This is a genomic window from Caulobacter zeae (assembly GCF_002858925.1).
Taxonomy (GTDB): Bacteria; Pseudomonadota; Alphaproteobacteria; order Caulobacterales; family Caulobacteraceae; genus Caulobacter; species Caulobacter zeae.
Genome location: NZ_PJRS01000023.1, coordinates 131,952 through 153,235 on the forward strand (window position 1 = coordinate 131,952; position 21,284 = coordinate 153,235).

General features: G+C 69.1%; 22 protein-coding genes. 4 read left to right on the top strand and 18 right to left on the bottom strand.

What is annotated here, in order from left to right; all coding sequences use genetic code 11:
- Positions 1-24: 24 nt before the first annotated feature.
- The 5 genes from SGCZBJ_RS14005 to SGCZBJ_RS14025 all read right to left on the bottom strand — a co-directional run bounded on the left by SGCZBJ_RS14005 (position 25) and on the right by SGCZBJ_RS14025 (position 4,422).
- The gene (locus SGCZBJ_RS14005) at positions 25-516 is read right to left on the bottom strand and encodes an OsmC family protein (RefSeq protein ID WP_101718611.1); all 492 of its coding nucleotides are present in this window, start codon (positions 514-516) and stop codon (positions 25-27) included.
- A gap of 1 nt (position 517) precedes the next feature.
- Positions 518-883 (bottom strand): hypothetical protein, encoded by a 366-nt coding sequence (locus SGCZBJ_RS14010; protein ID WP_101718612.1) that lies wholly within the window; start codon positions 881-883, stop codon positions 518-520.
- A complete protein-coding gene (locus tag SGCZBJ_RS14015) occupies positions 883-2,046 on the bottom strand; it encodes an acyl-CoA dehydrogenase family protein (protein ID WP_058348047.1) in 1,164 nt (387 codons plus the stop codon). The genes SGCZBJ_RS14010 and SGCZBJ_RS14015 overlap by 1 nt, the downstream gene beginning before the upstream one ends.
- A 2-nt stretch (positions 2,047-2,048) precedes the next feature.
- On the bottom strand, positions 2,049-3,842 hold the full coding sequence (locus SGCZBJ_RS14020) for an acyl-CoA dehydrogenase C-terminal domain-containing protein (protein WP_101718613.1): 1,794 nt from the start codon (positions 3,840-3,842) through the stop codon (positions 2,049-2,051).
- A 100-nt stretch (positions 3,843-3,942) separates the two neighbouring features.
- Positions 3,943-4,422: a MerR family transcriptional regulator gene (locus SGCZBJ_RS14025; RefSeq protein WP_101718614.1), complete on the bottom strand. Its 480-nt coding sequence runs from the start codon at positions 4,420-4,422 to the stop codon at positions 3,943-3,945.
- 191 nt (positions 4,423-4,613) lie between these two features.
- Between SGCZBJ_RS14025 and SGCZBJ_RS14030 the strand changes: the two genes are divergently transcribed.
- A complete protein-coding gene (locus SGCZBJ_RS14030; protein WP_101718615.1) occupies positions 4,614-5,237 on the top strand; it encodes a S24 family peptidase in 624 nt (207 codons plus the stop codon).
- A gap of 18 nt (positions 5,238-5,255) precedes the next feature.
- Here the strand turns inward: SGCZBJ_RS14030 and SGCZBJ_RS14035 are convergent, their stop codons facing one another.
- The 7 genes from SGCZBJ_RS14035 to SGCZBJ_RS14065 all read right to left on the bottom strand — a co-directional run bounded on the left by SGCZBJ_RS14035 (position 5,256) and on the right by SGCZBJ_RS14065 (position 13,594).
- Positions 5,256-5,465 carry a hypothetical protein gene (locus tag SGCZBJ_RS14035; protein ID WP_058348051.1) on the bottom strand — a complete coding sequence of 70 codons (210 nt, stop codon included), beginning with the start codon at positions 5,463-5,465 and terminating at the stop codon, positions 5,256-5,258.
- A gap of 329 nt (positions 5,466-5,794) precedes the next feature.
- Positions 5,795-7,453 (bottom strand): lysine--tRNA ligase, encoded by a 1,659-nt coding sequence (locus SGCZBJ_RS14040; protein ID WP_101718616.1) that lies wholly within the window; start codon positions 7,451-7,453, stop codon positions 5,795-5,797.
- A 45-nt stretch (positions 7,454-7,498) separates the two neighbouring features.
- Positions 7,499-7,924 carry an RES family NAD+ phosphorylase gene (locus SGCZBJ_RS14045; RefSeq protein WP_101718617.1) on the bottom strand — a complete coding sequence of 142 codons (426 nt, stop codon included), beginning with the start codon at positions 7,922-7,924 and terminating at the stop codon, positions 7,499-7,501.
- On the bottom strand, positions 7,921-8,352 hold the full coding sequence (gene parS, locus SGCZBJ_RS14050; RefSeq protein ID WP_101718618.1) for a type II RES/Xre toxin-antitoxin system antitoxin: 432 nt from the start codon (positions 8,350-8,352) through the stop codon (positions 7,921-7,923). Before parS ends, SGCZBJ_RS14045 begins: the two co-directional genes overlap by 4 nt.
- 187 nt (positions 8,353-8,539) lie before the next feature.
- Entirely contained in the window at positions 8,540-10,492 is a 1,953-nt protein-coding gene (acs, locus tag SGCZBJ_RS14055; RefSeq protein WP_101718619.1) for an acetate--CoA ligase, read from the bottom strand.
- A 345-nt stretch (positions 10,493-10,837) separates the two neighbouring features.
- Positions 10,838-12,358 carry an aldehyde dehydrogenase gene (adh, locus tag SGCZBJ_RS14060; protein WP_101718620.1) on the bottom strand — a complete coding sequence of 507 codons (1,521 nt, stop codon included), beginning with the start codon at positions 12,356-12,358 and terminating at the stop codon, positions 10,838-10,840.
- Positions 12,359-12,658: 300 nt separating this feature from the next.
- A complete protein-coding gene (locus tag SGCZBJ_RS14065) occupies positions 12,659-13,594 on the bottom strand; it encodes a GAF domain-containing protein (protein WP_101718621.1) in 936 nt (311 codons plus the stop codon).
- Between the two features lie 215 nt (positions 13,595-13,809).
- Between SGCZBJ_RS14065 and SGCZBJ_RS14070 the strand changes: the two genes are divergently transcribed.
- Positions 13,810-14,559 carry a creatininase family protein gene (locus tag SGCZBJ_RS14070; RefSeq protein ID WP_101718622.1) on the top strand — a complete coding sequence of 250 codons (750 nt, stop codon included), beginning with the start codon at positions 13,810-13,812 and terminating at the stop codon, positions 14,557-14,559.
- 120 nt (positions 14,560-14,679) lie between these two features.
- Here SGCZBJ_RS14070 and SGCZBJ_RS14075 read toward each other — a convergent pair whose 3' ends face one another.
- The 6 genes from SGCZBJ_RS14075 to tsaD form a co-directional block, all read right to left on the bottom strand.
- On the bottom strand, positions 14,680-15,642 hold the full coding sequence (locus tag SGCZBJ_RS14075) for a KpsF/GutQ family sugar-phosphate isomerase (RefSeq protein WP_101718623.1): 963 nt from the start codon (positions 15,640-15,642) through the stop codon (positions 14,680-14,682).
- 220 nt (positions 15,643-15,862) lie between these two features.
- A complete protein-coding gene (locus tag SGCZBJ_RS14080; RefSeq protein WP_101718624.1) occupies positions 15,863-16,654 on the bottom strand; it encodes a class I SAM-dependent methyltransferase in 792 nt (263 codons plus the stop codon).
- 57 nt (positions 16,655-16,711) lie between these two features.
- Positions 16,712-17,068: a Rieske (2Fe-2S) protein gene (locus tag SGCZBJ_RS14085; RefSeq protein WP_101718625.1), complete on the bottom strand. Its 357-nt coding sequence runs from the start codon at positions 17,066-17,068 to the stop codon at positions 16,712-16,714.
- Positions 17,069-17,076: 8 nt separating this feature from the next.
- Positions 17,077-17,358 carry a YciI family protein gene (locus SGCZBJ_RS14090; protein ID WP_101718626.1) on the bottom strand — a complete coding sequence of 94 codons (282 nt, stop codon included), beginning with the start codon at positions 17,356-17,358 and terminating at the stop codon, positions 17,077-17,079.
- A gap of 58 nt (positions 17,359-17,416) precedes the next feature.
- Positions 17,417-18,409, bottom strand: coding sequence for an NAD(P)H-dependent glycerol-3-phosphate dehydrogenase (locus tag SGCZBJ_RS14095; RefSeq protein WP_101718627.1), 993 nt, complete (start codon positions 18,407-18,409; stop codon positions 17,417-17,419).
- The gene (gene tsaD / locus SGCZBJ_RS14100; protein ID WP_101718628.1) at positions 18,406-19,509 is read right to left on the bottom strand and encodes a tRNA (adenosine(37)-N6)-threonylcarbamoyltransferase complex transferase subunit TsaD; all 1,104 of its coding nucleotides are present in this window, start codon (positions 19,507-19,509) and stop codon (positions 18,406-18,408) included. The genes SGCZBJ_RS14095 and tsaD overlap by 4 nt, the downstream gene beginning before the upstream one ends.
- 71 nt (positions 19,510-19,580) lie before the next feature.
- Here tsaD and hemC point away from each other — a divergent pair, with 71 nt between their 5' ends.
- Positions 19,581-20,549, top strand: a complete 969-nt coding sequence (gene hemC, locus SGCZBJ_RS14105; protein WP_101718629.1) for a hydroxymethylbilane synthase — start codon at positions 19,581-19,583, stop codon at positions 20,547-20,549.
- A complete protein-coding gene (locus tag SGCZBJ_RS14110; protein WP_101718630.1) occupies positions 20,546-21,253 on the top strand; it encodes a uroporphyrinogen-III synthase in 708 nt (235 codons plus the stop codon). The genes hemC and SGCZBJ_RS14110 overlap by 4 nt, the downstream gene beginning before the upstream one ends.
- Positions 21,254-21,284 lie beyond the last annotated feature (31 nt).

The following is a 21,284-nucleotide window of genomic DNA, read 5'->3' on the forward strand; positions in this document are numbered from 1 at the left end:
TGAATGGCTCCTTCCTGCGATCTTTTAAGTGTGTTGTCCCTGACGGGATTCTTTGACCGCCGGCTCGACCCGGACGTCCGTCCGGACCGAGTTGGCGATGAAACAGGCGTGGTGGGCGGCCTCGTGCAGGGCCGCCAGCTTGGCTTCGTCGGGCGCGTCGCCCTCGAAGACGATGTCAGGGCGAAGGGCGACATGGCTGACCCAGTGAGCGCCGTGCTCGTTCTTGGTCATCACGCCCTCGGCCCTGTCACGATAGGCGCTGATGAAGAAGCCGGCGCGACGGGCCAGATCCAGGAAGGTCAGCATGTGGCAGGACGACAGCGCCGCCACGAACATCTCCTCGGGATCCACGCCCGCCGGGTCCGACCAGGGCAGCGGCACCACCGACGGCGACGCCGAGCCGAGCGCCGTCACCCCGCCGTCGAACGACAGGGTGTGGGCGCGGCTGTAGCGGCCCCGGGGAAAGTCCGCCCCGGGCTCCAGCTTCCAGTCGACGATGGCGACGTGGGTCGACATGCTACTTCTTCCAGGTCCCGATCGGCGACTTGTGGATCGGGGCGCAGGAGAGGCCGCGCGCGCTGGCCTTGGCCGAATAGACCACCCGCTGGCCAAACTCCGGCGCGGGCAGGCGGCAGGGCGTGAAGCCCGGCGTGTTCACCGTCAGGGTCCAGGTGGCGATCTTGGAGCGCAGCAGGTTGTTGCACTGCTCGACGCCGGGCTTCAGCGGCAGGTCGAAGGCGCCGGGCTGGGGGCGCTTGCCCTCCAGCTTGCCCGAGAACTGCAGCGGGCGGCGGCCCTCGGCCTTGACGCAGACCACGGCCGAGCGGGCCGCGTCATTGGCAAGAGAGGGGGGCGGCGGAGGCGGAGCGTCGGCGAAAAACATCAGAGCGTCCTCGCGATCAGCAGCTTCATGATCTCGTTGGTGCCGCCGTAGATGCGCTGGACGCGGCTGTCCTTGTACATCCGGGCGATCGGGTACTCGTTCATAAAGCCGTATCCGCCGAACAGCTGCAGGCAGCGGTCGACGATCTTGTTCTCCAGGTCCGTCACCCAGTACTTGGCCATCGAGGCCGTCGAGGCGTCGAGATCGCCCTTCAGGTGACGCTCGATGCAGTGGTTGACGAACACCTTGGCGACGGTCGCCTCGGTCTTGCATTCGGCCAGCACGAACTGGGTGTTCTGGAAGGCGATGATCGGCTTGCCGAACGCCTGGCGCTCCTTGACGTAGGCGATGGTCAGCTCCAGCGCCCGCTCGATGGTCGCCATGCCCTGCACGGCGATGTTCAGCCGCTCCTGCGGCAGCTGGGCCATCAGCTGGAAGAAGCCCTGCCCTTCTTCGGTCCCGAGCAGGTTCTCGGTCGGGATCTTCACGTCGTTGAAGAACAGCTCGGAGGTGTCCTGGGCCTCGTGCCCCAGCTTGTCGAGGTTGCGGCCGCGCTCGAAGCCCTCGGCGCCGTCGGTCTCGACGACCACCAGGCTGGTGCCACGCGCGCCGCCGGCCGGGTCGGTCTTGGCGACGACGATGATCAGGTTGGCCGTCTGGCCGTTGGTGATGAAGGTCTTGGAGCCGTTGACGACGTACTGGTTGCCGACCTTCTTGGCGCTGGTCTTCACACCTTGCAGGTCGGAGCCGGCGCCCGGCTCGGTCATGGCGATCGCGCCGACCAGCTCGCCGGTCGACAGGCGCGGCAGCCACCGCTGCTTCTGCTCCTCGGTGCCGTAGTGGAAGATGTACGGCATGACGATGGCGTTGTGCAGGCTGGCGCCGAAGCCGTCGACGCCCTTCTTGCCCAGCTGTTCCATCAGCACGACCTCGTGGCGATAGTCGCCGCCGGAGCCGCCGTATTCTTCCGGCGTGGAGAGGCCGAGCAGACCGGCCTCCCCCGCCTTGTTCCACATCGAGCGATCGACGCAGTGGTTCTTGCGCCAGGTCGCCACGACGTTTTCAGGCGCGTGCTCGTCGAAGAACTTGCCCACCGCATCCTCGAAGATCGCGATGTCTTCTTCGGCCATGAAGGCGGGTTTTGCGACGTCGAGCACGCTCATGATCAGAAGGCCTCCGCGGGCAGCGCCATCAGGGTCGCCGAACCGGTCTTCAGTTTGGCCAGATGCGCCCCTGCGTCAGGCAAGACCCGCTCGATGAAATAACGCGCGGTGGCGACCTTGGTCGTGAAGAACGGGTCGGTGGAGCCTTCAGCGATCTTGGCGTTGGCCGCCTTGACCATCAGGGCCCACATGTAGGCCAGGCCCGTCAGGCCGAAGAGGTGCATGTAGTCGGTCGAGGCGGCGCCGGCGTTGTCGGGGTTCTGCAGGCCGTTCTGCATCAGCCACATGGTGCCGTCCTGCAGTTGGGCCTTGGTCGCCGCCAGGGCGTCGACGAACGGCTTCAGCTCGGCGTCGCCGTCGTTCTCGCCGACGAACTGGTCGATCTCCTGGAAGAAGGTCATCACGCCGCGGCCGCCCTTGGCCGCCAGCTTGCGGCCGACGAGGTCGAGGGCCTGCACGCCGTTGGTGCCTTCGTAGATCAGGGCGATGCGGCAGTCGCGCAGGTACTGGCTGACCGGGAAGTGCTCGGTGAAGCCCGAGCCGCCGTGCACCTGCACCGCGTTGGAGCAGACCTGGAAGCCGCGGTCGGTCAGGTAGCCTTTGAGCACCGGCGTCAGCAGGCCCATGTAGTCCTCGGCCTTGGTGCGCACCGCTTCGTCGGGGTGGGCGTGGGCCAGGTCGCCGTGCAGGGCGGTCCAGAACAGGAAGGCGCGGCCGCCTTCGATGATGGCCTTGTTCTCCAGCAGCAGGCGACGCACGTCCGGGTGGACGATGATCGGGTCGGCCGGGCCGTCGGCGTTCTTCGGACCGGTCAGCGAGCGGCCTTGCAGGCGGTCCTTGGCGAAGGCGACGGCGGCCTGGTTGGCCGCTTCGGCCTGGGCCACGCCTTGCAGGCCGACGCCCAGGCGGGCCTCGTTCATCATCACGAACATCAGCTTCAGGCCGCTGTTCTCTTCACCGATCAGGTAGCCCTCGGCGTCGTCGTACTGCATGACGCAGGTGGCGTTGCCGTGGATGCCCATCTTCTCTTCGAGGCCCACGCACTTGGCGCCCTCGTTGCGCGCGCCGACCGAGCCGTCTTCCTTGGGGAAGAACTTCGGCACGATGAACAGGCTGATGCCCTTCACGCCGGCCGGGGCGCCCTCGATGCGGGCCAGCACTAGGTGGACGATGTTGTCTGACATGTCGTGCTCGCCGGCGCTGATCCAGATCTTCTGGCCAGTGATCTTGTAGCTGCCGTCGGCCTGCGGGACGGCCTTGGTGCGCAGGAGGCCCAGGTCCGTGCCGCAGTGCGGCTCGGTCAGGTTCATGGTGCCGGTCCACTCGCCCGTGATCATCTTGGGCAGGTAGGTCTGCTTCTGCTCGTCGGTGCCGCCGGTGTGGATGGCCGAATAGGCGCCGTGGGCCAGGCCCGGGTACATCGAGAAGGCCATGTTGGCGCTGCTCGACATTTCCGAGAACGACAGGTTCACGACGTGCGGCAGGCCCTGGCCGCCATAGGTCGGATCCGAGCCGAGGCCCGTCCAGCCGCCTTCGCACAGGGCCTTGTAGGCTTCCTTGAAGCCCGGCGGGGTGGTGACGGTGTTGGTGACCGGGTCCAGCTTGCAGCCGGTCTTGTCGCCGACGCTGTTGAGCGGGGCCAGGACTTCGCCGGTGAACTGGGCCGCGCCCTCGACGATCTGCTCGACGACGTCGATCGAGGCGTCGGCGAAGGCCGGCAGATTGCCGTACTGCTCGATGTTGAGCACGTCGCGCAGCAGGAACATGTGATCGCGAACGGGCGGCTGATAGGTCATTTAAAGCAGTCCTGATGGGTCGGATCGGGGAGGTGGAACCAAGGCCGCGCCGCCCCGCCGGTCTTGGCGGAAACGGGCGCGACCTGGGAATTTCGTGGCCTTACTTGCCCAGCGCCATTTCGGCGCCGTCGAGGCGGGCGCGCAGCAGCTGCTCGTAGTCGGCCGAGCGCGGCAAGAGGTCGGGGCGGATTTCGGCCAGGCGCTTCTCGAGGCGGTCGCAGGCCTCGCGCAGTTCAATCAGGGCGCCGTCGATGTCCTCGCGCTGCTGCTCCAGGGCGCTGGCGCGCTCGCGGAACTTCTTCAGCGACCGGGCCATCTGGGCCGCGCCGTCGTCGTTCTCGTCATAGAGGTCGAGCAGCTCGCGGATTTCCGACAGCGACAGGCCCACGCGCTTGCCGCGCAGGATCAGCTGCAGGCGGACGCGGTCCTTGTGGGAATAGACGCGGTTGAGGCCCTCGCGGGCCGGCGTCAGCAGGCCCTTGTCCTCGTAGAAGCGCAGCGCCCGGGGCGTGGCTTTGAATTCGTTGCACAGCTGACGGATCGAGAACGTGCGCTCGGGACGTCGAAGATCGGCTGCCATCGGTACCCTCCCAGGGTGCGGCCGGCCTTCCGGGCCGGGTCATTGGTTATCGCCGTTCACGCTAGACCGGACCCTGCGGAACGTCAACGCTTACGTAAACGTCAACCTTGACCTTGGGGCATAGGTTTACATTCCTATGGCGCGGGCTTAATTTCCTTTCGGTCCCGTCACTTGGACGTGTGGAGGACCCGATGCTCTCGCACGCCGAACTGTGGACCGCGATCGACGCCCTGGCCAAGCGGTTCGACATGAGCCCCTCGGCCATGGCCAAGCTGGCGGGCCTGGACCCCACCGCCTTCAACCGCTCCAAGCGCGGCGACGTCGAGACGCGCCCCCGCTGGCCCTCGACCGAGAGCCTGGCCAAGGTGCTGGAAGCCACGGGGGTGGGATTTTCCGAATTCGCGGCCCTGACCGAGAGCGTGCAGGGCAAGCGCGCCGGCATTCCGCTGATCGGCCAGGCGCGGGCCGCGCCGGGCCTGTTCGACGAGGCGGGCGCGCCGCGCGGGGCGGGCTGGGAGGAGATGGAGCTTCCGGGGCCGCGTGAGGACGGACTCTATGCCCTCGAGGTCGAGGGCGACGCCCTGGCGCCGGTCTATCGCGACGGCGACCGGCTTCTGGTCTCGGCGACGGCCGAGCCCCGGCGCGGCGACCGCGTGGTGGTGATGACCACGAACGGCGAGGTGCTGGTCAAGGAGCTGGGCCGGCTGACGGCCCGGACGATCGAGCTGACCTCGGTGCTGCGCGACGGCGACGACCGCACGCTCGACCGCATGACGGTGGCCTGGGTCGCCTGCGTGCAGTGGGTCAGCCAGTAAGCCGACCCGACCTGAACACTAGGTGCGCGGGCAGTCGGCGTGGTGGCCGTTGAGCCAGTCGCGCAGGGCCGCGGCGCGGGGGTCCTCGCAAGACACGTCGACCCGGTAGGAGGCCCAGGTGTCGTTGTGGGCGGCCTCGATGCGGGCGCCAGGGAACTGCGAGGCGATGCCGCCGATCAGGGAGTCGAATTCCGAACGGTCGTGCGGGCGAAGGGTGAAGGAAGCCATCGGACTATTCCTGGTTCTGATGGTTCCAAGCCTAGACTCCGAAGTTCGCACAAACCCTTAATTCGAAATTCAGAAAGCGTTCATGAAACGAGGCACGGTGTCGCAGGAAGCCGTAGATCCTCCCCCTCTGGGGGAGGTGGCCCGAAGGGCCGGAGGGGGTCGTTTTCAGCTTCCGTTGACTTAAGCTCCTCCCCCGAGAAACGGGGGAGGTGGCGCGGCGCGGATACGCGACGTGACGGAGGGGGCGACCGCGGGCACGGAGCCCAGTCTCGCCCCCTCCACCACTTCGTGGTCCCCCTCCCCCGCCTTGCGGGGGAGGAGTTAAGACCTCAGCCCAGCTTCTCTTCGATCAGGGCGATCGTGCGGTCGATCCCGAAGATCGCCGCGAACGAGCCGAAGCGCGGGCCCTGGCTCTGGCCCAGCAGCACTTCGTAGAGGGCCTGGAACCAGGCGCGCAAGGGATCGAAGCCGTGGGTCTTGCCGACCTCGAACACCTCGTTCTGGATCAGTTCGGCGTCCTGGGTCCCCGCCGGCATGGCCTTCAGCTTGGCCAGCAGGTCGAGGATCGCCGCGCGCTCGACGTCGGTGGGCGCGCGGAAGGTCTTCGTGGGCTTCACGAAGTCCTCGTAGTAGTTGATCGCATAGCCGGCCAGGCGGTCGAGCAGCGGCTGGCTCTCGGCCGAAGCGCCCGGGATGTAGCGCGACAGGAAGCCCCAGAGGATCTCCTTGGTCGAGGCGTCGGCGGCCGACACCAGGTTCAGCATCAGGCTGAACGACACCGGCGAGCCCTGCGTGGGCGGCTTGCCGGCGTGGATGTGCCAGACTGGGTTGTCGAGCTGCTTGGCGGGCTCTTGCCGACCGAAGGCGTCCAGTTGCTGCAGGTACTCGTCCGTCGCCTTGGGGATGACGTCGAAATAGAGCTTCTTGGCCGACTTGGGGCTCTGGAACATGTAGTACGACAGGCTTTCCGGCGCGCCGTAGCGCAGCCAGTCCTCCATCGACAGGCCGTTGCCCTTGGACTTCGAGATCTTCTGGTTGTTCTCGTCCAGGAAGAGCTCGTAGTTGAAGCCTTCCGGCGGAACCCCGCCCAGCGCCTTGCAGATGGCGCCCGAGGCCTTGACCGAGTCGATCAGGTCCTTGCCCGACATCTCGTAATCGACGCCCAGGGCGGTCCAGCGCATGGCCCAGTCGGGCTTCCACTGCATCTTCACGTGGCCGCCGGTGACCGGGACCTCGACCTTGGAGCCGTCCTCGTCCTCGAAGACGATCGTGCCCTTCTCGACGTTACGCTCCAGGGTCGGGACCTGCAGCACCTTGCCGGTGCTGGGGCTGACCGGCAGGAACGGCGAATAGGTGGCGCGGCGCTCTTCGCCCAGGGTCGGCAGCATCACCTTCTGGATGGCGTCGAAGCGGGCCAGGGCCGTCAGCAGGGTCTCGTCGAACAGGCCGCCCTTGTAGCATTCCGTCGAGCTGACGAACTCGTACTCGAAGCCGAAGCCGTCGAGGAAGGCGCGCAGGCGGGCGTTGTTGTGGGCGCCGAAGCTGTCGTGGGTGCCGAAGGGGTCGCGGACGACGGTCAGCGGCTTGCCCAGGTCCTCGATCAGCGGCTGCTTGTTCTCGATGTTGTCGGGAACCTTGCGCAGGCCGTCCATGTCGTCGCTGAAGGCGATCAGGCGCGTGGGGATGTGGTCGTCCACGAGAGCGCGGAAGGCCTGGCGCACCATGGTCGTGCGCGCGACTTCACCGAAGGTGCCCAGGTGGGGCAGGCCCGACGGACCATAGCCGGTCTCGAAGATCACGGCCTTGGACAGCGCCGGATAGGCTTTCACCGCCTCGTCGGTCTTGCCGGCGTCGATCAGGGCCTTAGCGGCCTCCTGGTCGGCGCGGTCGGGGAGGCGCACGCGCAGGACGCGGGCGATGGTGGCGCGCGCCTGCTCGAACGGCCAGGAGCGGGCTTCACGGGCGAGGGGGGAGAGGCCTTCAAACATGGCCGCGCGTATAAACCCTGGCGCGGGATGAGGCTAGGGCGTGGGTCAGAACAGGCGCGGATCGAACCGGAACGCCTCCTCGCGCTCGACCCGGACGGCGGCGAAGGCCGGATGGCGCGGATTGATCAGGGTGTTGATCTCCTGGGGCACCACCTGGCTGGGCACGCGCAGGCACAACGCCGCGCCGGCGCTCAGGAAAGCGTCGCCGGCCGCCACGCTGTCTCGCGGAACGGCTTCGAGCACCAGACTCGGCGCATCGTCGGGCACGTGGATCCACAGCAGGCGGTAGTCCAGCGGCAGCAGGTCGGGCGGCAGGTCGAGATGCACCAGCACCTCCAGCACGGCCAGGCTCGGGCTGGCGGCGGTGTAGAGCATCGGCCGACCGGGCGAGTTCCAGCGGCCGCCGTAGAGCCGCGCCCCCTCCCCGTCCAGGCCGACGTGCGCAGCCTTGGCGATGCGGTGGACGATCAAGCCGCCAGGCCATGCGCGATCTGGCCCAGCAGCCGCTCGACGCCCTGAGCGCCCAGGTCGGTGTCGGCCATCGAGATCGGGGTCTGGCCTTCCAGCGTGCGGTTGGGCCGCTCCAGCCAGCGCCAGGCCCGTTCCTGGTCGCCCAGCACGTCCTCGGCGGCCGCCACCATGCGCGCGATGCGCACCATGCGGTCGGACTCGGCCGGATCCAGCGGCTGTCCGGCGTCGCGGCGGCGATTGAAGGTCCGCCGCGGCATCACATAGGGCTCTATGGCCGAGAACGGCTGATGCGTGGCCGCCAGGAAGCCGTCGACCGCCGCCACTGACAGGCCTTTACGGACCAGCCGGACCACGTCGAACTCCGTGACGAGCGGGCCAGTCACGGCCTCGCCGCCGAGCAGTTCCTGGATTTTCACGACCGGGGCCATGCGATCCCAACCAAACGCCGCCACCTTGGCGGCGTTTTGAATATAGACCGATGGCGGGTTGTGGACAAGCTGGCGACCGCCAAGCGTGGTCCTCGTCCTTCGACAGGCTCAGGATGAGGACCACGGAACTGCCGTGCAGTAGAAAACCTCACCCTGAGCTCGTCGCAGGACGAGGTTTTCGCATCCCCTAAGCCGCCTTCGCGCCCGCCCGGTTGCGCACCAGGTCGTCCACCACCGACGGATCGGCCAGGGTCGAGGTGTCGCCCAGGGCGTCGACCGCGTTCTCGGCGATCTTGCGCAGGATGCGGCGCATGATCTTGCCCGAGCGGGTCTTGGGCAGGCCCGGAGCCCATTGCAGCACGTCGGGGGCGGCGAAGGGGCCGATCTCGTGGCGGACCCAGAGCACCAGCTGCTTGCGCAGTTCCTCGGTGGCGACCGCGTCGGCCTTCAGGGTGACGTAGGCGTAGACGCCCTGGCCCTTGATGTCGTGCGGATAGCCGACCACCGCGGCCTCGGCGACGGCCTCGTGGGCGACAAGCGCGCTCTCGATCTCGGCGGTGCCCAGGCGGTGGCCCGAGACGTTGATGACGTCGTCGACCCGGCCGGTGATCCAGTAGTAGCCGTCGGCGTCGCGCTTGCAGCCGTCGCCGGTGAAGTACTTGCCGGGATAGGTCGAGAAATAGGTCTCGAAGAAGCGCTGGTGATCGCCATAGACCGTGCGCATCTGGCCCGGCCAGCTGTCGGTGATCACGAGGTTGCCCTCGGTCGCCCCCTCCAGCACCGCGCCTTCGGCGTCGACGAGTTGCAGCTTCACGCCCGGCAGCGGCTTGGTGGCCGAGCCCGGCTTGAGGGCCGTGGCGCCCGGCAGCGGCGAGACGAGGATCCCGCCCGTCTCGGTCTGCCACCAGGTGTCGACGATCGGCAGGCGGTCCTTGCCGACCACCCGATGATACCAGAGCCAGGCTTCCGGATTGATCGGCTCGCCGACGCTGCCCAACAGGCGCAGCGACGACAGGTCGTTCTTCAGGACGTGCTCGTCGCCCTCGCGCATCAGGGCCCGCAGGGCCGTGGGCGCGGTGTAGAAGATCTCGACCTTGTGCTTGTCGACCACGTCCCAGAAGCGCGACGGGGTCGGATAGTTGGGCACCCCCTCGAAGATCAGGCTCGTCCCGCCATTGGCGAGTGGACCGTATACGACGTAGCTGTGGCCGGTGACCCAGCCGACGTCGGCCGTGCACCAGAACACTTCTCCTGGGCGGTAGTCGAACACGGATTCGAAGGTCCAGCTGGCCCAGGCCAGGTAGCCGCCGGTGGTGTGCAGCACGCCCTTGGGCTTACCCGTCGAGCCCGAGGTGTAGAGGATGAACAGCGGATCCTCGGCGTTCATCGGCTCGGGCTCGCAGACCGGCGAGGCCGCGTCCTTGACGTCGTTCCAGACCACGTCGCGGCCTTCGACCACCGGCACCTCGGCGCCGGTCCAGCGGACCATCAGCACCTTCTCGACCTGCGGGCAGTGGGTCAGGGCCTCGTCGATATTGGCCTTCAGCGGGACCGTCTTGCCGCCGCGACGGCCCTGGTCGGCGGTGATGACCAGGCGGGAGTCGCAGTCCTGGATGCGGCCGGCGATGCTGTCGGGCGAGAAGCCGCCGAACACGACGGAGTGGATGGCGCCGATGCGGGCGCAGGCCAGCATGGCAATCGCCGCCACCGGAACCATCGGCAGGTAGATGGTGATCCGGTCGCCCTTCCTGGCGCCCAGGTCCTTCAGCACATTGGCCATGCGGCAGACCTGGTCGTGCAGCTGGCCGTAGGTGATCTTGTCGGAGACGCCCGGCTCGTCGCCCTCGAAGATCAGGGCGACGTCGTCCTTGCGGCTGGCTAAGTGCCGGTCGATGCAGTTGGCGCTGACGTTCAGGACGCCGTCCTCGTACCAGCGGATGCGGAAGTCGTCCTTGGCGTAGGAGACGTCCTTGATCTTGGTGGGGGCCTTGATCCAGTCGAGGCGGGCGGCGAGATCGCGCCAGTAGCCCTCGGGATCGCTTTCGACCCGGGCGACCGCGGCCTCGTAGCCCTCGGCGTCGATATGGGCCTTGCCCGCCCAGTCTTCCGGCACCGGAAACAGCTGTCCGTCGCTCACCACGCGTCTCCCTAACGTCTCTTCAGTCGATCTTGTCGTCGCCAGCGATGTTGCCGCTGCGTCAGTCGTCGTCTTGCGAGCGGGAGTATGCGAAGCGCCGCCTCCCGCGCAAGAAGACCAATTCTGTTTCGTGCGGCAGAATTCTGGTCTTGTTCGATTTGTCGGTTTTGGGGCCGTCGGCGCCCACTCCATCAACCCGTCATTCCCGCCCTTGTGGCGAGAACCCCGGGTTCAACCCGCAAGGGCGGAGCAAGCGGCGCGCTCAGCGCGCCGCCCCTTCTGCATCTGCGGCGGATAGAGGGTTTCCCGCCACGAGGGCGGGAATGACGGGAGCTAGGTGGCGGCTCCCTAGAAGAAGCCCAGCGCCTTGGCGCTGTAGCTGACCAAGAGGTTCTTGGTCTGCTGGTAGTGGTCGAGCATCATCTTGTGGGTCTCGCGGCCCACGCCCGACTGCTTGTAGCCGCCGAAGGCCGCGTGGGCGGGATAGGCGTGGTAGCAGTTGGTCCACACCCGGCCGGCCTGGATGCCGCGCCCGAAGCGGTAGGCGCGCGAGCCGTCGCGGGTCCACACCCCGGCCCCGAGGCCGAAGGCGGTGTCGTTGGCGATCTCCAGCGCCTCTTCCTCGGTCTCGAAGGTGGTCACCGCCAGGACGGGTCCGAAGATCTCCTCCTGGAAGATCCGCATCTTGTTGTGGCCCTCGAACACGGTGGGCTCGACATAGAAGCCGTCGGCCAGCTGGCCCGGCAGCACGGTGCGCGATCCGCCGGTCAGCAGGCGCGCGCCCTCGTTGCGACCCACGTCCATATAGCCGAGGATCTTGTTCAACTGCTCCTCGGAGGCCTGGGCGCCGATCATGGTCGAGGGATCCAGCGGATTGCCCTGCACCACCGCCTGCACGCGCTTGAGCGCCTTCTCCATGAACCTGTCGTAGATAGACTTCTGCACCAGGGCCCGGCTGGGGCAGGTGCAGACCTCGCCCTGGTTCAGGGCGAACATCGCAAAGCCTTCCAGCGCCTTGTCGAGGAAGTCGTCGTCCTGCGCCGCCACGTCGGCGAAGAAGATGTTGGGCGACTTGCCGCCCAGCTCTAGCGTCACCGGGATCAGGTTCTGGCTGGCGTACTGCATGATCAGCCGCCCGGTGGACGTCTCGCCGGTGAAGGCGATCTTGGCGATGCGCGGGCTGGACGCCAGCGGCTTGCCGGCCTCCAGGCCGAAACCGTTGACGACATTGACCACGCCCGGCGGCAGGAGGTCGCCGATCAGCTCGAACAGCACCATGATCGAGGCCGGGGTCTGCTCGGCGGGCTTCAGCACCACGCAGTTGCCGGCGGCGATCGCCGGGGCCAGCTTCCAGCAGGCCATCAGCAGCGGGAAGTTCCACGGGATGATCTGGCCGACCACGCCCAGCGGCTCGTGGAAGTGATAGGCGATGGTGTCGTGGTCGATCTCGGAGATCGCGCCTTCCTGGCTGCGCAGGCAGCCGGCGAAATAGCGGAAGTGGTCGATGGCCAGCGGCAGGTCGGCGGCCGTGGTCTCGCGGATCGGCTTGCCGTTGTCCCAGGTCTCGGCGTTGGCCAGGACGGCGAGGTTCTCCTCCATACGGTCGGCGATCCTCAGCAGGATGCGCGAGCGCTTGGCGACGCTGGTCCTGCCCCAGGCGTCCTTGGCGGCATGGGCGGCGTCCAGGGCGCGCTCGACATCGATCGCCTGCGAGCGGGCGATCTCGCAGATCTTGCGGCCGGTGATCGGCGAGGCGTTGTCGAAATAGCGACCGTCGGCCGGCGCGACCCACTGGCCGCCGATGAAGTTGTCGTAGCGCGCCTTGAACGGCGGGCGGGACAGCGAGTCGATGAACTCGGGCTTGGTCATGGTTTCCTCCGTCGCGCCGTGTTCGGCGTCATGGGGAGGAGGTTGCGCCCGGATTTTTGATGTGGCGCGGCGGCGCGGCGGAGACGGGCGCGGGGTGTCTCAGGTTTGCGACAGATGGGGCGGCCTCTTAGGGACCCTCTCCCAGAGGGAGAGGGAGGGGCCCAGGCGAAGCCTCGGAGGGTGAGGGGTTTCAGCGTGTCAGGTTGAAGCGCTGGGCCGTGGTTTTTCCGGAAAGGGTGTAACCACTCACCCTCCCACCGCTTCGCGGCGGGCCCCTCCCTCTCTCAAAGAGAGAGGGTTCTAGGAGCGCCCCAGCCCCAGGCGGTTGATCTTCCGGTGCAGCGTCGCGCGGCTCACCCCCAGCGCGCCGGCCGCCGCAGACACGTTGCCCCCCGCCGCGCCCAACGCCCGACGGACGGCGGCGCGTTCGGCGTCTTCCAGGTCGGCGCCGCGATCGGGAGACGGCAAGCCGCGGCGCAGCTTGTCGTCGGTCAGCTCCAGGGCCTGGCGGGCGGCGCGGGTGGCGCCGATGACCACGTCGTCAGCGTCGACGGCCAGCATCGGGGTCGAGGCGCGGTCGGCGCGGCCGTCGGCCAGCAGCACGATGCGCGCGCCGGGGAAGGCCTCGCGGAAGGCCTTGGACTCGATACGACGCGCCGCGTCGTTGACCACCGCCTCCATCAGCCCGGTCATGCCGTCCAGCCCCGGCCGGCATGACGAAACGTCGAGCGCGCCGGCCAGCCTGCCTTGCGGATCGAACAGCGGCGCGACGGTGCAGCTAAGGCCGATGTTGCGGGTGTGGAAGTGCTGGTCGCGGTGGATGGTCAGGGTGCGCTGCTCGGCAAGGCAGGTGCCGATGCCGTTGGTGCCCTCGCGCGCCTCGCTCCACACCGCCCCGGTCCACAGACCCCAGCGGTGGAACACCGGATCGTCGGCCGACGCGCCCCGGCGGTCGACCGGCACGCCGGCGCTGTCGGTCAGCAGCACGCAGGATCCTTGCGCGCCCACGGCCTGGAACAGGGCGTCCAGCGTGTCGGACGCCGCCGCGCGCAGGGCGCCCATGCGCTCCTGGGCCTGCGAAAGCTCGCGTTCGGTGAGGGTGTCGGGGGCCTTGCGGTTCTCCGGATCCAGGCCGTGCAGCACCAGGCTGCGCCGCCACGAGGCCGCCACCGGCGACAGAGCGGGTCCCGCGCCGTCGAGCACGGCCAGCACGTCGCGGGCGTGGGCTTGAGCCATCAGCGGTCTCCTCCCCGGCTTTCTTCGGGCGACGCCAGGCCGGCACCTTGCGCGCGGTAGGCGGCCCGGGGCAAGCACGCACAGGTCGAGTTGACCGCCGCTCCGTCGCACGCCGTTCGGGCAGATTGGGGGTCGGCGAAGCCCGACTTCGGGCGTAAAGCGCTGGCAAGGCCGGTCGCAACCCCGGCCGCCGACGCCTTTCGGAGTACCCCGCCATGCTGCTCGCCCTCTCGACCTGGCCCGAGATCGAAGCCTACCTCCAGCGCTCGAAGACGGTGATCGTGCCGATCGGCTCCAACGAGCAGCACGGGCCGACGGGCCTGCTTGGCACCGACTGGCTGTGCCCCGAGATCATCGCCCACGAGGCCTCCAGGCGCTCGGACGAGGTGCTGGTGGCGCCGACCTTCAACGTCGGCATGGCCCAGCACCACCTGGCCTTCCCGGGCACCATCTTCCTGCGCCCGTCGACCTTCATGGCCGCAATCGGCGACTGGACCCGCTCGCTGGGCGCCCACGGGTTCGAGAAGATCTATTTCCTCAACGGCCACGGCGGCAACGTCGCCACCATCGAGGCGGCGTTCTCGGAGATCTACGCCGAGTACAGCTTCCGCAAGGAGCGCTGCCCCTTCGCCATGAAGCTGAAGAACTGGTGGGACCTCGAGGGCGTCAACGCCCTGGCCATGCGCCAATTCCCGGTCGGCCACGGCAGCCACGCCACCCCGTCGGAAATCGCGGTGACCCAGTGGGGCTATCCCGACAGCATCAAGACCGCCGACTACGAGCCAAAGATCGCCCCGACGGGCCCGATCCGCGAGGCGCTCGACTTCCGCGCCCGCTACGCCGACGGCCGCATGGGCTCCGACCCCGCCCTGGCCACGCCCGAAAAGGGCGGCGAACTGGTCGAGCAGGCGGTCGTGTCGCTGATAAAGGACTTGGCGGCTTTTGCGGGTGAGGCGCGGCCGTAGCGCCAAAGATGCTCCCCCTCTGGGGGAGCTGTCGCGAAGCGACTGAGGGGGTTGCTCGGCATCGGCCGCGCGCCCCCCTCCGGCCCTCTGGGCCACCTCCCCCAGAGGGGGAGGATCGATCTAAATCACCCCCGCGCGCAGCAGGTCGTGGACGTGCAGCACGCCCACGGGCCGGCCGGCCTCGACGACGAACAGCACGGTGATCCGGCGCTCGTTCATCACCTTGAGGGCCTCGGCGGCCAGGGCGTGGGGGCCGATCACCAGCGGCCCCTTGGTCATCACCTCGCCGGCGGCGTGGGTCATCAGGCCGTCCATGTGGCGGCGAAGGTCACCGTCGGTGATCAGGCCGACCAGGGCGCCGGCGGCGTCGATCACGCCGACCGCGCCGAAGCGCTTCTGGCTCATGACCAGCAGGGCCTCGCTCATCGGCGCGCCTTCCCCGATCAGCGGCAGCTCGCCCTGGCCATGCATCAGGTCGGCCACGGTGCGCAGCATCGCCCCCAGCTTGCCGCCCGGGTGGAAGACGCGGAAGTCGCTGGCGGTGAAGCCGCGGCTTTCCAGCAGCGCCACGGCCAGCGCGTCGCCCAGGGCGATCTGCAAGGTGGTCGAGGTGGTCGGCGCATTGACCTCCGCCGTCGCCTCCGGCGCGTCGGGCAGCAGCAGCAGCACGTCGCCAGCCTGGCCCAGCTGGCTGCCAGCGACGGCGGTGATGGCGATCAGCGGGATGGAGAAGCGCTTGCAATAGGCCATGGTGTCGGCCAGCTCGCGGGCCTCGCCCGACTTCGACAGGGCCAGCACCACGTCGTCGGGGCCGATCATGCCGAGGTCGCCGTGGCTGGCCTCGGCGGGGTGGACGAACATCGCCTGGCTGCCGGTCGAGGCCAGGGTGGCGGCGATCTTGCGCGCCACGTGGCCCGACTTGCCCATGCCGGTGCACACGATGCGGCCCTTGGCGTCGTGCAGCACCTGGACGGCGCGGGCGAAGGCCTCGCCCAGCTCGTCGGCCATCTGGGTCAGGGCCTGGGCCTCGATGCTCAGCACCCGGCGGCCCACGGCCACGGCGTCGGAAATCGTATCGGTCATGTGGTCAGAAACTCCGTGCGCAGCCCATATCAGGCCCCGCGCGGTTGATCGACCCCGGGGCTTGGCCCTAGCGCGGCCCGACATTCGGCGCTCGAGAAAAACCTCGTCCTTCGACAAGCTCAGGATGAGGTTTTTCTACTGCCGCGGCCTTCCAATGGTCCTCATCCTGAGCCTGTCGAAGGACGAGGGCCACGCACTACGACTGCCCCCCGATCCACGCCTAGCGCGGGATCTCGGCCGTCTTGACCAGGGCCACCTGGCGATAGACCGCGGCCACCTCGAAATAGCGGCCGAAGGCGGCGTGGAAGTGGTCGACCGCCTGCTTCACGCCCGGGCCGCCGATCTCGCTGATGTCGTGCCAGTAGTCGTCGAGCACCATCATGCCGCCCACCTCGAGCAGGCTGGCGCAGCAGCACAGGTCGATCATCACCGCCAGGGCGGTATGGCTGCCGTCGACATAGATCAGGTCGAACTTGTCGCCCACCTCCAGCATCTTGGGCAGCTCGTAGGTCGAAAAGCCCTTGTGGGTCGCCACCTTGCCGAAGGTGGTGCGGGCCATGTTGCGGTGGAAGCGCGGCTCGACCGCCAGGTACTTCTCTTCCGGGTTCAGGCCCTCGTCGAACCAGGGATCGATCACCGTCACGTCGAGGCGGTCGGGGAACATCCAGTCCATGAAGGCGAGATTCCGGCCCTCATAGGCGCCGATCTCCATGTAGCGCGTCTTGGGACCGCCGGCCGGGCGTTTGGCCATGAAGTCGCGCAGCAGCGGGGCCACGAAGGGAATGTTGTTGGCGGCCCAGGCCGAGGTGAACTCGAAGCCCTTGGTCTCGCAGTAGGCGGAAAAGGCGCCGGCGCTGTCGTTGTCGCGCGCCTTGCCCAGCATGGTGCGGGCCAGCTGCGGGGCCAGGCGCGGATTGATCTTGCCCAGCGAGCGCAGCTTGGCGCCCGCACCGCGCGCGTCGACGGCGTCGGTCAGTTCGGCGTCGAAAGCAGGGGTCGATCCGTCGGCCATGGCGGCGCGCTCCTCTCAAGGTCGAGGAACCCTAACCGACCATCGGTTAAGGAAGGGTCAGGCCGCGAGGACCTGGCCGTCCTCGACCGTGATCGGCCAGACGGTCAGCTGCTTGCCGGCGCAGGGGCCCGCCACGCAGGCGCCGTCGGCGATGCGGAACAGGGCCGCATGGCCGGCGCACAGGATCAGGTCGTTCTCGCGGGTGAGAAAGCGGCCATTGATCCCGGCGAGGGGCCAGCCGGCGTGGGGGCAGCTGTCGACATAGCCGAACACCCCGCCGTCCTTGCGGACGACGAAGCCGGCGAACATCGCCTGCCCCTCACGGTAACGGAAACCCGCCGCGCCCGGCTCGGGAATGTCGGCCAGGGCGCAGATCGCCTGGCCGGGCGCGGGGCGGGCGGGATTGTCGTCCATCAGGGGCGTCAGACCGAGCCGACGGCCAGGCGCCAGGGATTGATCTCGACGCTCTCGAAGATCCCGGCGGCGGTGTAGGGATCGTTGTCGGCCTGGGCCTGGGCGACGGCCTTGTCGTCGGCCTCGACCACCAGGATCGAGCCGATCGGATTGCCGGCGTCGTCCAGCAGAGCGCCGGCCAGCTTCAGATTGGCCGACTGGGCCAGGTATTCCAGGTGCTTGGGGCGCACGGCCAGGCGGGTTTCGAGCGCGCCGGGCTTGTCCTTGCAGACGATGGCGTAGAGCGGCATGGGCGTTCCTTCCAGAAGATGAGTGGATCCTCCCCCAGAGGGGGAGGATCTTGATCGACTACTCCGCCTTCAGCGGGCGGGACAGCAGGCCGAGGATGGCGCTGTCGACGTCGACCTCGCCGGCCAGGATGGCGGCGACGGCTTCGCAGATCGGGGTCTCGACGCTTAAGCTTCGGGCCAGGGCGCGCACGGCCGGGGCCGAGGCGACGCCTTCGGCGACGCTGACCTTGCCGGCCAGGGCCTGTTCCAGGGTCTGGCCAGCGCCCAGCGCCAGGCCGACGCTCATATTGCGCGACTGGCTGGACGAGCAGGTGAGCACCAGGTCGCCCAGGCCGCACAGGCCCGCCACTGTCTCGGCCTTACCGCCGGCGGCCACGGCCAGGCGGGTCAGTTCGGCGAAGCCGCGGGTGATCAGAGCGGCGTGGGCGTTGCGGCCCAGGCCCTTGCCCTCGGAGATGCCGCAGGCGATGGCCAGCACGTTCTTGACGGCCCCGCCGGCCTCGGCGCCGATCACGTCGGCGGCCCAGTAGGGTCGGAAGGTCGGGATGGCGATGGCCTCGACAATGGCCTTGCCCAAGGCCTCGTCCTCGCAGGCCAGGGTGGCGGCGGCGGGCAGGCCGCGGGCGACCTCGCCGGCGAAGCTGGGGCCCGACAGCACGGCGATGGCCACGCCCGGCAGGGCCTCGGCCGCCACCTCGGTCATCAGCTTCAGCGAGCCCTGCTCGACGCCCTTGGAGCACAGCACCACCGGAACGCCAGGCTTCAGATACGGCGCCAGCGCGGCCATGGCCGAGCGCAGGTGCTGGGCCGGCGGCACGGCCAGGATGAGGTCGCAGGTCGCCAGGCCCGCCATGTCGGAAACGGCGGTGACCGCCGGTTCCAGCGTCACGCCCGGCAGGAACATCGTGTTCTCGCGCTTGTCGGCGATCGAGGCGACGACCTCGGGCTCACGGGCCTGCAACGTCACCTCGAGGCCGGCGCGCGCGGCCACCTGAGCCAGGGCCGTGCCCCACGCCCCAGCGCCGACGACGCCTGCGTGCTTGAAGGTCATGCCTTGGCTCCCTTGCGACCGAAACTGTTGCTCGGATTGGATAACGCCGCGGCCTCGTCGAGGGGCCAGCGGGGACGCGCCACGGCGTCCAGATCGTCGGAAATGCCCGCCGCCAGGCGCTCGGCCCCGGCCAGGGCGATCATGGCGGCGTTGTCGGTGCAGTAGGCCAGCGGCGGGGCGTCGAACGTAAAGCCGTTGTCCTCACAGATCTTCAGCAGGGCCGCGCGGACGGCGCCGTTGGCCGCCACCCCGCCGGCGACCACGAAGCGGCGCTCGCCGGCCGCGTGGCCTTCGGCATAGAGCTTCATGGCCCGGTCGGTGCGCTCGGAAAGCTGGCGGGCGATGGCGAACTGCACGGCGGCGGCCAGGTCGGCGCGTTCCTGGTCCGTCGTCAGCGTCGCGGCGATGCGGGCGGCGGCCGTCTTCAGGCCCGAGAACGAGAAGTCGCAGTCCTTGCGGCCCAGCAGGGCGCGCGGCAGCTCGTACCTGGACGCGTCGCCCGCCTTGGCCAGCTTTTCCAGCGCCGGACCGCCCGGATAGGGCAGGCCCAGGCTCTTGGCGATCTTGTCGAAGGCCTCGCCGGCCGCGTCGTCGATGGTGGTGCCCAGGCGTTTGCAGGCGCCCACCCCGCCGACTTCCAGGAGTTGGCAGTGCCCGCCCGAGACCAGCAGCAGCAGGAAGGGATAGGCGATCTCGGCGCCCAGCCTGGCCGAGACCGCGTGGCCCTCCAAGTGGTTGACCGCCACCAGCGGCAGGTCGCGCGCCAGGGCGACCGCCTTGCCGAACGCCAGGCCGACCATCACCCCGCCGACCAGACCCGGGCCGGCCGTGGCCGCCACGCCGTCCAGCGCGTCGTAGCCGATCCCCGCCGCACGCATGGCCTGGGCGGCGACGCTGTCGATCACCTCGACATGGGCGCGGGCGGCGATCTCGGGCACCACGCCGCCGAACGGGGCGTGCTGTTCGAACTGGGTGCCGACGATCGACGACAGCACCTCGACGCGGCCGTCCGCGCTCCGGCGCACCACCGAGGCGGCGGTCTCGTCGCAGCTGGTCTCCAGTCCGAGGACCGTGAGGCCCGAGTTCGTAAGGGTTGTCATTCGGTTGCGGGGTTCCCGCCGCTCCTGTAGCAGCGAAGGCTTGTCTTTCGCATGCAGGTAACGTCCCGACCGTGTCCCGGCAACCCATCCGCATCGGCGCCCGCGGCTCGAAGCTCTCGCTCGCCCAGTCCGGCCACATGCAGGCGCGGATCGCCCACGCCCTCGGCGCGCCGCTGGACGCCGGTCCGGAAGAGATCGCCTCCTACGCCCAGCTGATCCCGATCGTCACCAGCGGCGACCGCATCCAGGACCGCCGGCTGATGGAGATCGGCGGCAAGGGCCTGTTCACCAAGGAGATCGAGGAGGCCCTGCTCGACGGCCGCATCGACTGCGCGGTGCATTCGCTGAAGGACATGCCGGCCGAGCTTCCGCCGGGGCTGGTCCTGGCCGCGACGCCGGAACGTGAAGACCCGCGCGACGCCTTCATCAGCAAGGTCGCCCAGCGGCTGGAAGACCTGCCCCGCGGCGCGCGCCTGGGCACCGCCAGCCTGCGTCGCCAGGCCCAGGCCCTGCACGTGCGCCCCGACCTCGACGTCGTCATGCTGCGCGGCAATGTCGACACGCGCCTGGCCAAGCTGGAGCGCGGCGAGGCCGACGCCATCCTCTTGGCCCAGTCGGGCCTAAACCGCCTGGGCATGGGCCACATCCCGCAAAGCTGGCTCGACCCGCTGGCCGCCCCGCCCGCCCCGGGCCAGGGCGCCCTGGCCATCGAGAGCCGGGCCGAAGACGTCGACGCCCCCTGGCTGGCCGCCATCCGCTGCCGCCCGACCACCATCGCCGTGGCCGCCGAACGCGGCGCGCTCTACGCGCTCGAAGGCTCGTGCCGCACGGCCGTCGGCGCCTATGGCCGCCTGGACGGTACGCGCCTCTGCCTGCTGGTCGAGGCCCTCAGCCCCGACGGCGTCATCCGCGTCCGCCACGAGGGCGAGGTGGTGCTGACCGGCGACGACGACGCCGGCCAGGCGCTCGCCCTGGGCCTGTCGCTGGGCGCGGCGGTCAAGGCCGAGGGCGGCGACGCCATCATCGCGCCGACGGAATGACGAAGGACGCCCACCGCGTCTGGATCACCCGCGCCCGCCCCGGCGCCGAGGCCACCGCCGCACGCCTTTCGGCGCTGGGCTTTTCGCCCCTGATCGACCCGCTGCTGGAGGTCCGCGACCTGCCGTGGACGGCCGACCTGGCCGGCGTCGGGGCCCTGGCCTTCACCAGCCGCAACGGCGTGGCCGCTTTCGCCCGGGCCAGCGCCCAGCGTGGCCTGCCGGTGTTCGCGGTCGGGGCCGCCACCGCCGACCTCGCCGCCGCGGCCGGCTTTTCCCGCATCGAATCGGCCCACGGCGACGTCGCCGCCCTGGCCGCCCTGATCGCCGCCCACCGCATGAGTTTCGAAGGCGCGGTGCTGCATCCGGCCGCCGCCGAGCCCGCCGGCGACCTCGTCTCGCCTCTGGTCCGCGCCGGGATCGCGGCTCGTACGGTCGCCATCTACGAAAGCGTCGTCCGCGCCCCGGCCGCCGAGACCCTGGCGGCGCTTTCCGATCTTCACGCCGTGCTGCTGCACTCGCCCAAGGCCGCCCGGGCGCTGGCCGCCTTGCTGACCGAGCATCCCGCGCCCGGCCTGAAGGCCTTCTGCCTGTCGCCGGCCGTGGCCGCGCCGCTTGTCGCTCTTTCCGTCGACGGACGTCTGGGGCCTGTGGCCGCCGCGCCGCGCCCCCGCGAAACAGCGTTGTTCGACCTCATCTCGCCTTAAGGCGAAGTTGCACCCAAATCGCGCGTGGGGC

Excerpts from the sequence above, each read along its gene's own strand:
- SGCZBJ_RS14005 (WP_101718611.1), bottom strand. The coding sequence starts at position 516 with ATGTCGACCCACGTCGCCATCGTCGACTGGAAGCTGGAGCCCGGGGCG.
- SGCZBJ_RS14010 (WP_101718612.1), bottom strand. The coding sequence starts at position 883 with ATGTTTTTCGCCGACGCTCCGCCTCCGCCGCCCCCCTCTCTTGCCAAT.
- SGCZBJ_RS14015 (WP_058348047.1), bottom strand. The coding sequence starts at position 2,046 with ATGAGCGTGCTCGACGTCGCAAAACCCGCCTTCATGGCCGAAGAAGAC.
- SGCZBJ_RS14020 (WP_101718613.1), bottom strand. The coding sequence starts at position 3,842 with ATGACCTATCAGCCGCCCGTTCGCGATCACATGTTCCTGCTGCGCGAC.
- SGCZBJ_RS14025 (WP_101718614.1), bottom strand. The coding sequence starts at position 4,422 with ATGGCAGCCGATCTTCGACGTCCCGAGCGCACGTTCTCGATCCGTCAG.
- SGCZBJ_RS14030 (WP_101718615.1), top strand. The coding sequence starts at position 4,614 with ATGCTCTCGCACGCCGAACTGTGGACCGCGATCGACGCCCTGGCCAAG.
- SGCZBJ_RS14035 (WP_058348051.1), bottom strand. The coding sequence starts at position 5,465 with ATGGCTTCCTTCACCCTTCGCCCGCACGACCGTTCGGAATTCGACTCC.
- SGCZBJ_RS14040 (WP_101718616.1), bottom strand. The coding sequence starts at position 7,453 with ATGTTTGAAGGCCTCTCCCCCCTCGCCCGTGAAGCCCGCTCCTGGCCG.
- parS (WP_101718618.1), bottom strand. The coding sequence starts at position 8,352 with ATGGCCCCGGTCGTGAAAATCCAGGAACTGCTCGGCGGCGAGGCCGTG.
- adh (WP_101718620.1), bottom strand. The coding sequence starts at position 12,358 with ATGACCAAGCCCGAGTTCATCGACTCGCTGTCCCGCCCGCCGTTCAAG.
- SGCZBJ_RS14065 (WP_101718621.1), bottom strand. The coding sequence starts at position 13,594 with ATGGCTCAAGCCCACGCCCGCGACGTGCTGGCCGTGCTCGACGGCGCG.
- SGCZBJ_RS14070 (WP_101718622.1), top strand. The coding sequence starts at position 13,810 with ATGCTGCTCGCCCTCTCGACCTGGCCCGAGATCGAAGCCTACCTCCAG.
- SGCZBJ_RS14075 (WP_101718623.1), bottom strand. The coding sequence starts at position 15,642 with ATGACCGATACGATTTCCGACGCCGTGGCCGTGGGCCGCCGGGTGCTG.
- SGCZBJ_RS14080 (WP_101718624.1), bottom strand. The coding sequence starts at position 16,654 with ATGGCCGACGGATCGACCCCTGCTTTCGACGCCGAACTGACCGACGCC.
- SGCZBJ_RS14085 (WP_101718625.1), bottom strand. The coding sequence starts at position 17,068 with ATGGACGACAATCCCGCCCGCCCCGCGCCCGGCCAGGCGATCTGCGCC.
- SGCZBJ_RS14090 (WP_101718626.1), bottom strand. The coding sequence starts at position 17,358 with ATGCCGCTCTACGCCATCGTCTGCAAGGACAAGCCCGGCGCGCTCGAA.
- SGCZBJ_RS14095 (WP_101718627.1), bottom strand. The coding sequence starts at position 18,409 with ATGACCTTCAAGCACGCAGGCGTCGTCGGCGCTGGGGCGTGGGGCACG.
- tsaD (WP_101718628.1), bottom strand. The coding sequence starts at position 19,509 with ATGACAACCCTTACGAACTCGGGCCTCACGGTCCTCGGACTGGAGACC.
- SGCZBJ_RS14110 (WP_101718630.1), top strand. The coding sequence starts at position 20,546 with ATGACGAAGGACGCCCACCGCGTCTGGATCACCCGCGCCCGCCCCGGC.